The sequence below is a fragment of the Pseudorhodoferax sp. LjRoot39 genome, assembly GCF_964253035.1.
Taxonomy (GTDB): Bacteria; Pseudomonadota; Gammaproteobacteria; order Burkholderiales; family Burkholderiaceae_C; genus Pseudorhodoferax.
In genome coordinates, this window is record NZ_CAXUQL020000001.1 from 4,792,941 (window position 1) to 4,805,817 (window position 12,877).

The window sequence follows — 12,877 nt, forward strand, 5'->3', positions numbered from 1 at the left end:
TACGGGGCGGTTCAGGGCGGCAGCGGCGGCGAGCCGCGCAGCACGGACAAGCCGCAGTTCCGCATCGAAGACATCCACGGTGCGGCAGACTTCATCACCCGCTATCCGGGCGTCGATGCCACGCGTCTGGGACTGCTCGGCATCTGCGGCGGCGGCGGATACGCGTTGGCCGCAGCGAAATCCGACAAGCGCTTCAAGTCGATTGCCACGCTCAGCATGTTCAACTCCGGGCGGGTCCGTCGCAACGGCTTTTCCGATTCGCAACTGAACACCATCCAGCAGCGCCTGAAGGAGGCTTCGGATGCGCGCGCGCAGGAAAAGGCTGGCGGAAAGGTCCTCTACTCCGGCGACGCCGACATGACGGATGCGCAGATCGCGGCGCTGCCGTTTGAGATGTACCGGCAGGGCTACGAGTACTACTGGCGCACCCACGCGCATCCCGGTTCGACGTTCAAGTACACCACGAGCAGCCTGATGGACCTGATGCGCTGGGACGCGACGGACGAGATCGAGCTGATCGAGCAGCCGCTGCTGATGATCGCCGGCAGCAAGGCCGACAGCCTGTACATGACCGAGGATGCGTTCGCCAAGGCTACCGGCGCCAAGGACAAGGAACTGTTCAAGATCGACGGCGCCACGCACATCGAGACCTACTGGGTCGACAAGTACGTGAATGCCACCATCGGCAAGCTGACTTCGTTCTACGGCAAGACGCTCTGACGGACTGATCGCCGACAAGATCCTCTGCGCGACCTGCGTTGAGGCCTTTTCTTTTCAGCCAACGACTCGGCCATCCATCCTGACTGCAGAAGTTGAATGAAGGGCTGAGGCTGGGCACCATCGAAGTGCCGCCCCCATCACTCAACAAGGCGATGCCATGAAATACACGCAGAGCGGGGCTGCAGGGCCCTTGCGCACAGCGTTGCTCGTTTCCGCGACGCTGCTCGCCCTGCTGGGGGCGGGTGCCGCTCAAGCGCAGAGCCTGCGCGACGTCCGCTCCGCCGACAGCCTGCTGGTTCTCAAAGCGCGTGGTAGCTTCTACGTCGGCGGCGAACAGGTCGAGAAGACGGCCGTCGAACTCGGCAGTCTCGGCCCGGACGATCAAATCACCATCAACCAGATGTACGTCGAGTACATGGTTCCTGCTGGTGCAACCAAGGTCCCCGTGGTGATGGTCCACGGTGCCACGCTCAGCGGAAAGACCTACGACACCACGCCCGACGGGCGTATGGGCTGGTACGAGTACTTCGTGCGCAAGAGCCATCCTGTGTACGTCGTCGATCAGGTGGGCCGCGCCCGCTCCGGCTTCGACCAGTCCGCTTTCAACAACGTCAGAGCGGGGAAGATGCCGCCCGACCAGCAGCCGAACCTGCTCAGGCTCGCGGATCGTTTCGGCGCGTGGACGAATTTCCGGATCGGGCCGGAGCTCGGAAAGGCGTTTCCGCAGGCGCAGTTTCCGGTCGAGGCGGCCGCTGAAATGTCCAAGCAAAGCGTTCCCGACCTGCTCGGGACGTCTCGCGTGCCCAACCCGACCTGGAAGGCCCTGTCGGATCTGGCCCTGCAGCTCGATGGCGCCGTGTTGCTCACCCATTCGCAATCCGGTCCCTATCCGTTGCGGTCGGCCCTCATCGATGCGAAAGGCATCCGCGGCATCGTGATGGTGGAGCCAGGCACCTGCAATGGCAAGGTCCACACGGATGACGAGATCGCCCGGCTCGCGAAGACGCCGATCTTCATCCTCTTCGGCGACCACCTCTCCTCACCGACGAAGCTGCCCGGCCCGAGCTGGCAGGATCGCTTCAACGACTGCAAGGCATTCAAGGCGCGCGTCGATGCCGCCAAGGGCGATGTCCGTCTCATGACGACCGTCGATGCCGGCGTCCGCGGCAACAGCCACATGATGATGATGGACAGGAACAACCTGCAGATCGCCGACCTCATCCTTGCCTGGATCGACGAGAAGGCTGGACGCTGATGAAGAAATGGCTTCGTCGCACGGTGATCGCCGTGCCGCTCGTGTGCATCGTCATCGCGGCTGGCGGGTATGCCTACGTGCAGCATCCCAAGTTCGGTGCACTGCCTCAAGGTGCGCGTCTGCAAGCGGTCGAGCGCTCTGCCCACTATGTGAACGGCGCGTTCCAGAACCTCATCGACACGCCGATGCGCACGCAGGACACCAGCTTCGCGTCCAACGTGCTGTCGATGCTGTTCGACCGCAATCCGAACCTCAAGCCATCCGCCGCGCTTCCGTCCAGCCGGGTCGATCTCAAGGCCCTGCCGCCACAGGAGGATGTGGTGGTGTGGATGGGCCATTCCTCGTACTTCGTGCAGTTGGGTGGCAAGCGCATCCTGATCGACCCCGTGTTCAGCACCAACGCCGGACCATTCCCGGGTACCAACGTCGCGTTCCCCGGCACCTCGGTCTACACGGCAGAGGACATGCCCCCCATCGACGTGTTGCTGGTCACGCACGATCACTGGGATCACCTGGACTATCCCAGTGCCAAGGCGCTGTTGCCGAAGGTCGGGCAGGTCGTCGCCGGGCTCGGGGTCGGGGAGTTCTTCGACCGCTGGGGCTATCCGGCTGAACGCATCCACGAGGCCGACTGGAACGACGTGCTTGACCTCGTGCCGGGCCTGCGCGTCCATGTCCTGCCCGCGCGGCACTACTCGGGCCGCATGCTCACGCGCAACAAGACCTTGTGGGTGGCCTTCGCGCTGGAGACGCCGAAGCGTCGGCTCTTCTTCAGCGGTGACAGCGGCTATGGCCCGCACCTTCGGGAGATCGGCGAGCGCTTCGGCGGTTTCGATCTCGTGGCCCTGGACATGGGGCAATACGACAAGCGCTGGGCCTACATCCACATGTTTCCTGAGCAGGCCGCGCAGGCGGCCGAAGACTTGAAGGCCAAAGCATTGCTGCCCGCGCACGTGGGCCGATTCAGCATCGCCGCGCATGAGTGGGACGAGCCGTTCAAGCAGATCGATCAGGCCAGCCAGGGGCGGTCGTACCGATTGCTGACGCCAAAGCCAGGCGCCTCGGTGGCGCTCGACCAGAAGGGGCAGCAGTTCCCCCGTTGGTGGAGGGGCGAAATGTGAGGCGGGTTGATGTCTCGCCGAAAGACTGGGCGACTGGGATCGCGTCGCTGCCCGGACCCTCCAGACGCCCTGAAAGGAAGAGGTCATGAGTATGGACAAGCCTGTTGTCCTGGTCGTGGGGGCCAGCGGAACCATCGGCCAGCCGACCGTCGCCGAGGCTTTCAGCAGGGGCTACCAGACCAAAGCATTGGTGCGTGATCCCGCTCAGGCAAGCCTCTTTCCCGAAGGCGTTCAGGTCGTCGTCGGCGACCTGACACGGGCCGAGACATTGCACGAGGCCGTCGATGGCGTCACCGGCATCATCTTCACGCACGGTATCGGCGGGAACAATCCCAAAGGGTCCGAGCAGGTGAACTACGGTGCGGTGCGCAACGTCCTGAGCGTTTTGAACGCGCCGGCTCGCATCGCGCTGATGACGGCGGTCGGCGTCACGAAGCTCAGTGTCGGGCACGACTGGAAGCGACGCGGAGAACGGCTCGTGCGCGCCAGCGGTCTGCCTTACACCATCGTGCGGCCAGGCTGGTTCGACTACAACGCCCCCGACCAGCAACGGTTGGTGCTGCGTCAAGGCGATACGCACTGGGCAGGCGCACCGTCCGATGGCGTCGTCTCTCGCAAGCAGATTGCGCAGGTCCTCGTCGCCTCGCTGACATCGCCTGCCGCGAGCCGCAAGACCTTTGAGCTGGTCGCAGAACAGGGCGAGGCGCAAGCCGACCTGGAGCCGCTTTTCTCGGCGCTGCCTGCCGACCCCGCGGATGGCTATGACGCCATTCGGGACCGGGACAATCTGCCAATCGCGAAGGAGCCGCCTGCGGTCGTGCGTGAGCTGGAAGCCATGCGCGGGCGCTTCAAGGACTGATAACGAGCGAGGAAGCTTCGTAGTGGACAAGCTTGGAGTGAAGATTGCATTTGGTCATGGCCCGACGACGATCTGCGGAGGCGAGAGCCCAGAAATCGTCAGTTGAGGTGGGAGAAGAGCACCGGCCCCTTCGCGAAGCCCTTTGCCTTGAAGATCATTGCGCCGGTCTTCTTGAGCTCGTCCCGCGCCAGAATCACCATCTCGTTGCTGCCCGGCAGGAACGCCATGCTGGTCACCTTGAGGAACTTGTCGTCCTCCCGTCCCGGGATCAGGATCTGCCCGATCGGGACACCGCCCGGACTCAGCACCAGCAGCCTGCCCTGGTGGTAGGCCGCCACGTACAGATTGCCGTCTGCGTCCGTGCGCATGGAATCGGGCGCGCGGCCGATGAACTGGTAGGGGATCGACGTTCCCCAACGCCCCAGCACGCCGGGCGCCGCCATGTCGGCGCGGTGGATCCGCCCGGTCGCGAATTCGGAGGCCCAGATCACCTTGCTGTCGGGGCTCACGGCGATCCCGTTCGCGGCGCCCAGCTTCGGGATCACGGGGGTCACGGACTTGAAGTCCGGCGGCACGTAGTAGACGCCGCCATCGGGTTGGGTCGACGTGCCGCGGAAGTCGGTGAAGTAGATGCCGCCCGCGTTGTCGAACGCCAGGTCGTCGACCAGGTACTTGCCGGTCGTCGGCACGATGACCTGCCGGTTGCCGCCATTCGCATCCAGTGCGATGACGCTGCCGGCTTCGAAGCTTCCGCTGGCGCCGATGGGGCCGAGCGCGGCGATGAAGATGCGCCCGTCCTTGTGGATCGCGAGGCCGGCCGGATGCATGTCCTTGTCGGTGTAGATGGCGCTGAGCTGGCGGTCCGGCGTCAGCTTCAGCACCCGGCCGGCATAGATGTCCAGGAAGAACAGGTTGCCTTGCCGGTCGAACGCGGGGCCCTCCAAGGCCATGCCGCCGCCTTCGCCGACCTTGAACCAGGGCTCGGCCACGGCAGTGGGCAGATCGCGCTCGGGCAGCGGGATCGCGGCCAGGCCTTGCAGGCCAGGCCGGTAGACGAGGGCGTTGCCCGAGGGGGCTTGTGGCACCGCGCAAGCCGCCAGCACCGCCGTGGTTGCCGTCGTGGCGACGCGCCGCAGGGCGCGCTGCCATGGTGTGTTGGGTGTCGAATTTTTCATGCCCGTCTCCGATGCTTGTTGGAAATCCAGTCTAGGAATGGCGGCCGGCGCGCGTCCATCGCCGTTTTCGGGACACGGCGTCTGCGATTTGCGAACGATCGCTCACGGCAGCACGCCGCTGAAGCGGGGCGGACGCTTCTCCGCGAACGCGGCCAGCCCTTCGGCGTAGTCGGCCGATCCCAGGATGTCGGGCAAGGCGGCCCGCTCCAGCTGCAGCGCCGCCGGCAACGGCAGCTCGATGCCCTGGTGCACCAGCCGCTTGATCGCGGCCAGCGCCGTGGCCGAGCGGCTCGCGAGCAGGCGCGCCAGCGCCATGGCGCGCGCATCCAGTTCCTCCGGGGCGACGACCTCGTTGACGAGCCCGATGGACAGGGCGTACTCGCTCGTCACCGGCTCGCCCGTCAGCATGAGCTGCAGCGCGCGGCTGACGCCGACCACACGCGGCAGCCGCTGCGTGCCGCCGGCGCCCGGGAAGGTGCCGATGCGGCTCTCGGTCAGCCCCAGGCTGACGCCGGCCGCGGCGATGCGCAGGTCGCAGGCCAGCGCCAGTTCGGTGCCGCCGCCCAGGGCCAGGCCGTTCAGCACGGCCACCGTCGCGCAGCGCGCCGCGCCCAGGGCATCGATGGCCGCACGGATCTGCGCGTTGTGCGCCAGCTTGCCGGCCAGGTCCATGCCCTTGCGCTCCTTCAGGTCGGCGCCTGCGCTGAAGGCCCGCCCCGTGCCCTGCACCAGCAGCACGCGTGCGTGCTGTGCGCTGGCCTCGTCCACGCAGGCTTTCAGCGCCACCACGCTCTCCAGGCCCAGCGCGTTCAGCCGCTCGGGCCGGTTCAGCCGGATGCGGTAGATGCTGTCGCCGATGTGTTCCAGCGCCACGTCTGTCATGGGTGCTTGTCCTCGTTCGTTCGCATGGCGCTGGCCAGCGCTTCGCGGTGGTCCGGATGGGCGATGGCGGCCAGCCGGCGCGCGCGCTCGGCCAGCGAGCAGCCGCGCAGCTCGGCCACGCCGTGCTCGGTCACCACCGTGTCGATGTCGCTGCGCGCCGCGGTGACGGGCCGGTCGCCCAGGGTGGCGACGATGCGCGAATGCCGGCCGTCCGGCGTGGTCGACGGAAACGCGACGATGGAACGCCCGCCCGGCGATGCCACGCCGCCGCGCATGAAATCCACATAGCCGCCCACGGCGCCCAGGTAGCGGCCGCCCGCCACCTCCGCATTCACCTGGCCGCTGAGGTCGATCTCGATGCCCGAGTTGATGGTGTGGAACTTCGACAGCCCGGCCATCACCGGCAACTGGTGCGTGTAGTCGGCGCTGCGCATCTCGAACGGGCCCGACTGCTCGGCAAAGCTGCGCAGGCGCTGCGTGCCGAACAGCCCGCCCGTCACGATCCTGCCGACATCGCGGCCCTTGTGCGCGTTCGTGACGATGCCGCGCTCGACCAGGTCGATGACCGCATCGGAGACCACGCCGCTGTGCAGCCCCAGCCCGCGGTGGCCGCGCAGCGCCAGCGCCACGGCGGCGGGCAGGGTGCCGACGCCCAGCTGCACCGTGGCCTGGTCAGGCACCAGCTCCGCCACGCGGCGCGCCACGGCGTGCTCGACGGCCGAGGGCTCAGGGTCCGGCAGGTCGATGATGCGCGCGTCGCCGTCGACCAGCAGATCGATGTCCTGCGCCAGCACCACCGCGTCGCCTTCCATGCGTGGCAACGCGGGATTGACCAGGGCCACGACCAGCCGCGCCTGCTGCAGCATCGCGTGCACGAAGTCGCAGACCACGCCCAGCGTGAAGCGGCCGTCCGCGAGCGGGCGGACCTGCACCAGGCAGACATCGACACGCAAGGCCCTGGCGCGGAACAGCCCGGGCAGCGCACTGAGGTGCGAGGGAAAGATCTGCGCGAGCCCCGTCACGCGGCGGCTGCTGCCGGAGCCGTTCAGCGCGTGGAAGTCGAAGTCGCGCGCCAGCGCTGGCTGCAGGGTGTCCGACTGCGTCAGCCCGAACAGCAGGGTGGGGCGCCGCAGGCTGGGCCCCTGCGCGACCAGCCGCTCCGTCAGCGCGAGCGGCTCGCCTGGGCCTTGCGGCCAGGCGATGACCTCGCCGGGGCGGAGCAGGTCCGCGTACTGCAGTTGATCGAGCCGGCACTGTTGCATGCCGGCCAGTCTAGGAACCGGCCCCCACCGCGTCCATGCGCGATTGCGGGACCATCGCTGCGGGTTTGCCGAATGCCCGGTTTATGCGAGCGGCCTGGCCGGCCGCAGGTCGGGCCAGACCTCGGTCGCGGCATCGAGAAAGGCGCGCACCAGCGGGTCGTCGCGCCGGCTGGCCAGGTGCGCCAGGTAGCTGGGGTAGGTGGCCTGCGCCAGTGGCGAGACGGCGACGATGCCGTTGCGCTCGGCCTGTACCGCATAGTCCTCGCGCACCAGCCCCAGCCCCACGCCGGCCTCCAGCATCGCGCGGCCCAGCAGCGCGTTGTCGAAGCTCGCGACCGAGTTCAGCGTGAGTCCGCGGTCGGTGAACATCTCCTTGAGGATCACGGTGTAGGCCGCGCTGCTCTCGGTGGGCGTGACCCAGGGCAGGGCGGCCAGCGCGGCCCAGTCGGCGCCGGCGATCTGCTGCTTCCACGCCGCCGGACCCGCGACGCGGAAGCCCAGCGTCTGCAGCGCGTAGCACGCGAAACTCGTATCGGCCGGCCGGCCCAGCAGCATGGCGATGTCCAGCTCGCCGGTCTTCAAGCCCTCGTGGGCGCCGGCCGAAGGACGCGCCCGCAGGTCCACGCTGACCAGCGGATGGCGCAGCCGCAAGGCGTTGGCCACCTCGCCGATGCGGCTGGACGCCGGGTCGCTGCTGGCGGCCACGACGATGCGCCCCTCGACCTTGCCGCCCAGCTCGCGCGCGAACGATGCGAGCAGCGTGGCCTCGTTCAGCACGGACTTGGCGCGGCCCAGCAGCAGCTCGCCCGCGCGGGTCAGTTCGAGCCGCCGGCTGGCGCGCACGAACAGCTGCGTGTCCAGCGTGGACTCCACGCCGCGCACATGGGCGCTGGCGGCCGACAGGCTGATGTGCAGCCGCTCGGCGGCGCGTGTCAGGTGCTGCTCTTCGGCCACGGCCACGAAGGTGCGCAGCTGCACGAGATCGATCATCACGGGCTTGTCTCCATCGCTTGAACGCGGCCGATTGTGGAGCATCGCGATGCTTCGCGAATCGCGCAGACGTGCTCCCAGGAATCGCCATGGACGCCGCAGCCAGGCCCTTCGACACTGGCTGCCACCCCCATCCGGAGACCCCCATGCACCCCCAAAGACTGCTGTTGACCGAAGACCAGCGCGCCCTGGTCGGCGCCGTGCGCACCCTGTGCAAGGCCAAGGACATGAAGACCAACTCGATCAAGTACCTGGACGGCACCTACCCGGCCGACAACCTCAAGGCGCTGGCCGGCATCGGCGTGCTGGGCATGTCCATCCCAGAGGAATACGGTGGCTCCAACCTGCCGGTGTTCGACACCGCGCTGGTGCTGGAGGAGATCGCCAAGAACTGCTACCCGACGGCCATGGGCGTCATGAGCAGCCTGGGCGTGCAGACCCGTGTGATTGCCACCTATGCGCCCGAAAGCATGAAGCGCGACATCCTGCCCAAGGTCGTCACCGGCGAGGTGGCGCTGGCGGTCTGCATGACCGAGCCGCATGCGGGCACCGACGTGCCGAACTACAAGACCAACACCGTCATCCAGGGCGACCGCGCCATCGTGCAGGGCGTCAAGACGCTGATCAGCAAGGCCAACGAGGCGCAGTGGTTCGTGGTGTTCACGCGCATCAACGGCACGCCGGGGCGCGAGGGCATCGGCTGCGTGCTGGTCAACCGTGACAGCCCGGGCTTCGAGGTCACGGCCCGTTACCACACCATGGGCGGCGAATACCTGGCCGAGATCCAGTTCAACCAAGTCGAGGTGCCGCTCGAGAACGTGCTGCTGCGCGAGGGCGGCTTCAAGAAGCTGCTGACGGCCTTCAACACCCAGCGCTGCCTGAACCCCAGCATCTCGCTGGGCCTGGCCGAGGCAGCGTTCGAAGAGGCCATCCACTACGTGCGCGAACGCACCATCCGCGGCCAGCACGTGTCCGAGTTCCAGGGCATCCAGTGGAAGCTGGCCGAGATGTACCGCGACATCGAGGCCGGCCGCAGCCTGCTGTACCGTGCCGCGCTCACCGCCAACCCCTTCCCGGACCCGCACGAGGCGGCGATTGCCAAGATGTTCGTCAACGAGATGGCGATCCGCGTGGCCAGCGAGGCGCTGCAGGTGCATGGCGGCTATGGCTTCACCAACGACTACCCGATCTCGCGCATCTACCGCGGCGTGCGCTACGGCACGCTGGGCGGCGGCGCCACCGAGGCGCTGAAGGACCTGGTCGGCAAGAAGCTGGTCGAGAGCTTCGACCCTGTCGACGGCTTCCTGTCGCAGGGGACCTTCTGATGGCGGTGCTGCGGCACCTGGTGCCGGAACTGCGGCTGTTCCATGGCGAGGGCAGCCTGGCTGCGCTGCCGGGCGAACTGGCGCGGCTGGGCAGCACGCGGGCGGTCGTCGTCTGCGGCGCCTCGCTGGCGCGCGATGCCGGCGCGCTGCAGCTGGTGCAGGCGGCGCTGGGCGAGCGCTGCGCCGGCGTGCTGGCCTGCGTGCGTGCGCACAGCCCGCTGGACGCGGTGCAGGCCGCGGCAGATGGCCTGCACGCCCTGCGCGCCGATGCCGTCGTGGCCGTGGGCGGCGGTTCGGCCGTGGTCACGGCGCGCGGCGCCAGCATCCTGCTGGCCGAGCAGGCCGACGCACGGCAGCTGTGCACCCAGCGCGGCGCCGACGGCATGCTGCGCAGTCCGCGCCTGCTGGAGCCCAAGCTGCCGCAACTGGTCGTGCCGACCACGCCGACCACGGCCACCATGAAGGCCGGCAGCGCCTTGCTCGACCCCGCAGATGGCGGGCGGCTGGCGCTGTTCGATCCGAAGACCCGCGCCAAAGCCGTCTTCGTGCACCCGACGCTGCTGCAGACGCCGCCGTGCACGCTGGTCTTGAGCGCGACGCTGAACACGCTGGCCATGGCGATGGAAGGGCTCATGTCCTTGCGCGGCGATCCGTTCTCGGACGGGCTGCTCGTGCACGCCACGCGGCTGATCGTGCAGGGCTTGCAAGGGCTCGGGCAGGGCGAGGGCGCCGCGGTGCGCAACGACCTGATGTTCGCCTCGCTGCTGTGCGGCCATGGCACCGACTACACCGGCGCCGGCATCGCGATCCCGCTCGGCCACGCCATCAGCGCGCGCTTCCATGTCGACAACGGCCTGGCCAACGCCATCGTCCTGCCGCATGTGGTGCGCTTCAATGCCGAAGCGGCCGTCGCCGGCCTGGAGCAGCTGGCGGTGGCGTTCGGCCAGCCCGCGCGCGGCGCTGCGGCGGCCGAGGCCGTCGTGCAGGGCATGGACCGGCTGTTCGCGCAGCTGGCCATCGCGCGCCGCCTGCGCGACATCGGCGTCACGCGCGATGCGCTGTCGGCGCTGGCCGAGGTGTCCATGGACGACTGGTTCGTGCGCGACAACCCGCGCCCCGTGCGCGACGCGGCCGACCTGCTGGCCGTGCTCGAGGCTGCCTACTGAAGGACACCGCCATGCGTTCCCTGCTTTTCGTTCCCGCGCACGACGGCCGCAAATGCGAGAAGGGCCTGGCCAGCGGCGCCGACGCGCTGATCCTGGACCTGGAAGACGCCGTGCCGCAACCCGAGAAGGCGCTGGCACGCCAGCGCTGTGCCGCGTTCGTGGCGGGGCATCGCGCGCACATGCGCCTGTTCGTGCGCATCAATGCGCTGTCCACCCCCGAAGCCCTGGCCGACCTCGATGCCATCGTGCCCGCGGCGCCCTACGGCCTGATGCTGCCCAAGTGCGAGCGTGGCGCCGACGTGGCCCGCCTGGCCGCGCTGGTGGCCGAGCGCGAGGCCGGCAAGGCGCCGCTGCGCATCCTGCCCATCGTGACCGAGACCGCCGCCAGCCTGTTCCACCTGGGCAGCTACGCCACGGACGCCGGCCCGCGCCTGTGCGGCCTGTTCTGGGGCGGCGAAGACCTGGCGGCCGACATCGGTGCCAAGGCCAACCGCGATGCGCAGCAACGCTACACCGCGCCCTACCAGATGGCGCGCGCGCTGACCCTGCTGGGCGCCACGGCCGCGCGCGTGCCGGCCTTCGATGCCGTCACCACCGACTTCCGCAACCCGGACGGCCTGCTGGCGCAAGCGATGGAGGCCGAACGCGACGGCTTCTCGGGCAAGGTCGCCATCCATCCGGCCCAGATCGCGCCCATCCACGCCGCGTTCACGCCGACCGAAACCGAACTGGCGCAGGCCCGGCGCATCGTCGCGGCCTTCGACGCCGCCCCCACGGCCGGCGCCCTGGCGCTGGACGGCCGCATGCTGGACCGGCCGCACTATTTGTCCGCCCAACGCCTTCTTGCACGAGGACTGCCATGTCCGACCTGACCCCACGCTACCCCCTGTCCGGCATCACCGTCATCGACCTCTCGCACATCTACAACGGGCCCTACGCCACCTTCCTGATGGCCATGGCCGGCGCCGAGGTCATCAAGGTCGAACCGCTCACGGGCGAGAACCTGCGCAGCCGCGGCGACCTGGGCGGCGTGGCGCTGCCGTTCGCGATGCTGAACTCCAACAAGCAGCCCGTCACGCTGAACCTCAAGACCGAGCAGGGCCGCGAGCTGCTGCGCGAGATGGTGCAGCGGGCCGACATCCTGGTCGAGAACTTCGCACCCGGGGTGATGGAGCGCCTGGGCCTGGGCGCGGCCGCGCTGCACAAGATCAACCCACGGCTGGTCTACGGCTCCAGCTCGGGCTACGGCAAGGACGGCCCCTACCGCGACTACCCGGCCATGGACCTCGTGATGCAGGCCATGTGCGGCGTGATCAGCTCCACGGGCCACCCGGACCAGCCCGGCGTGAAGTCGGGCGCAGCGCTGTGCGACTTCATGGCCGGCATCCACCTGTACGGCGCCATCATGACGGCGCTGTACGAGCGCGAGCGCACCGGCGTGGGCCGCGTTGTCGAAGTGTCCATGCAAGACGCGACCTATGCCTCGCTGGCCTCGAACCTGGGCATGCTGCACGCGCGCGGCGCCGAAGCGCCGGCACGCACCGGCAACCGGCATGGCGGGCTGGGCGTGTCGCCCTACAACGTCTACGCGACGGCCGACGGGCACATCGTGCTCAACGCGCCGGGCGACCACCACTTCCGCGCGATCCTCAACGTGATGGGCCGCGGCGAACTCAAGGACGATCCGCGCTTCGTGTCGCGCACGGCGCGCGTGCTGAACGTGGACGCGGTCGACGCGCTGATCGAGGGCTGGACGCGGCAACACGCGCGCGACGATGTGGCGCGCCGCATGCTGGCGGCCAAGGTGCCGTGCGCGCCCGTGCGCGAGCTGTCCGAGGTCATGGTCGACGAGAACATGCATGCCCGTGGCCAGTTGCAGTGGGTCGACCACCCGGACCTGGGCCGCGTGGTGCTGATGCACTCACCGCTGGTGTTCGAGGGCACGCAGCGCCGGCCGATTGCGCCCAGCTTGCCGATGGGGGCCAGCAACGCGGCCGTGTATGGCGCCTGGCTCGGGCATTCGGAGCAGGAGCTGGCGGCGTTCAGGGAGCAGGGGGTCATTTCCTGAGGCGACCTGCGCAGCGCCCGTCCATTCAGCGCCAGAGTGAGCGATGTGGCTTCA

General features: G+C 68.6%; 11 protein-coding genes and 1 pseudogene. 8 read left to right on the top strand and 4 right to left on the bottom strand.

The genetic code is table 11. The annotated features are described in order from the left end of the window. Positions 1-6: 6 nt before the first annotated feature. The 4 genes and pseudogenes from ACSQ4M_RS22380 to ACSQ4M_RS22395 all read left to right on the top strand — a co-directional run. Positions 7-720: pseudogene (locus ACSQ4M_RS22380) on the top strand (alpha/beta hydrolase); the annotation flags it as partial. A 157-nt stretch (positions 721-877) separates the two neighbouring features. Continuing rightward, positions 878-1,975 carry a hypothetical protein gene (locus tag ACSQ4M_RS22385; RefSeq protein ID WP_436191618.1) on the top strand — a complete coding sequence of 366 codons (1,098 nt, stop codon included), beginning with the start codon at positions 878-880 and terminating at the stop codon, positions 1,973-1,975. Beyond that, positions 1,975-3,096: an MBL fold metallo-hydrolase gene (locus ACSQ4M_RS22390; protein ID WP_436191619.1), complete on the top strand. Its 1,122-nt coding sequence runs from the start codon at positions 1,975-1,977 to the stop codon at positions 3,094-3,096. Before ACSQ4M_RS22385 ends, ACSQ4M_RS22390 begins: the two co-directional genes overlap by 1 nt. An 85-nt stretch (positions 3,097-3,181) precedes the next feature. Further along, entirely contained in the window at positions 3,182-3,955 is a 774-nt protein-coding gene (locus ACSQ4M_RS22395; protein ID WP_436191620.1) for an SDR family oxidoreductase, read from the top strand. 98 nt (positions 3,956-4,053) lie between these two features. Here the strand turns inward: ACSQ4M_RS22395 and ACSQ4M_RS22400 are convergent, their stop codons facing one another. The 4 genes from ACSQ4M_RS22400 to ACSQ4M_RS22415 all read right to left on the bottom strand — a co-directional run bounded on the left by ACSQ4M_RS22400 (position 4,054) and on the right by ACSQ4M_RS22415 (position 8,264). Next, positions 4,054-5,130, bottom strand: a complete 1,077-nt coding sequence (locus ACSQ4M_RS22400; protein WP_436191621.1) for an SMP-30/gluconolactonase/LRE family protein — start codon at positions 5,128-5,130, stop codon at positions 4,054-4,056. Positions 5,131-5,232: 102 nt separating this feature from the next. Further along, a complete protein-coding gene (locus ACSQ4M_RS22405; protein WP_436191622.1) occupies positions 5,233-6,012 on the bottom strand; it encodes an enoyl-CoA hydratase/isomerase family protein in 780 nt (259 codons plus the stop codon). After that, positions 6,009-7,274, bottom strand: coding sequence for an acetyl-CoA hydrolase/transferase family protein (locus ACSQ4M_RS22410; protein ID WP_436191623.1), 1,266 nt, complete (start codon positions 7,272-7,274; stop codon positions 6,009-6,011). The genes ACSQ4M_RS22405 and ACSQ4M_RS22410 overlap by 4 nt, the downstream gene beginning before the upstream one ends. An 81-nt stretch (positions 7,275-7,355) precedes the next feature. Beyond that, positions 7,356-8,264 carry a LysR family transcriptional regulator gene (locus ACSQ4M_RS22415; protein WP_436194052.1) on the bottom strand — a complete coding sequence of 303 codons (909 nt, stop codon included), beginning with the start codon at positions 8,262-8,264 and terminating at the stop codon, positions 7,356-7,358. Between the two features lie 146 nt (positions 8,265-8,410). On the opposite strand from ACSQ4M_RS22415, the gene ACSQ4M_RS22420 reads away from it, so the two are divergent. From ACSQ4M_RS22420 to ACSQ4M_RS22435, 4 genes are read left to right on the top strand one after another with little or no spacing between them, the layout of a single operon-like run. Further along, positions 8,411-9,589, top strand: a complete 1,179-nt coding sequence (locus tag ACSQ4M_RS22420) for an acyl-CoA dehydrogenase family protein (protein ID WP_436191624.1) — start codon at positions 8,411-8,413, stop codon at positions 9,587-9,589. After that, positions 9,589-10,755, top strand: coding sequence for an iron-containing alcohol dehydrogenase family protein (locus tag ACSQ4M_RS22425; RefSeq protein WP_436191625.1), 1,167 nt, complete (start codon positions 9,589-9,591; stop codon positions 10,753-10,755). Before ACSQ4M_RS22420 ends, ACSQ4M_RS22425 begins: the two co-directional genes overlap by 1 nt. Before the next feature lie 11 nt (positions 10,756-10,766). Then, positions 10,767-11,627: an HpcH/HpaI aldolase/citrate lyase family protein gene (locus ACSQ4M_RS22430; protein WP_436191626.1), complete on the top strand. Its 861-nt coding sequence runs from the start codon at positions 10,767-10,769 to the stop codon at positions 11,625-11,627. Continuing rightward, entirely contained in the window at positions 11,615-12,823 is a 1,209-nt protein-coding gene (locus tag ACSQ4M_RS22435; RefSeq protein ID WP_436191627.1) for a CaiB/BaiF CoA transferase family protein, read from the top strand. The genes ACSQ4M_RS22430 and ACSQ4M_RS22435 overlap by 13 nt, the downstream gene beginning before the upstream one ends. Positions 12,824-12,877: the final 54 nt, after the last annotated feature.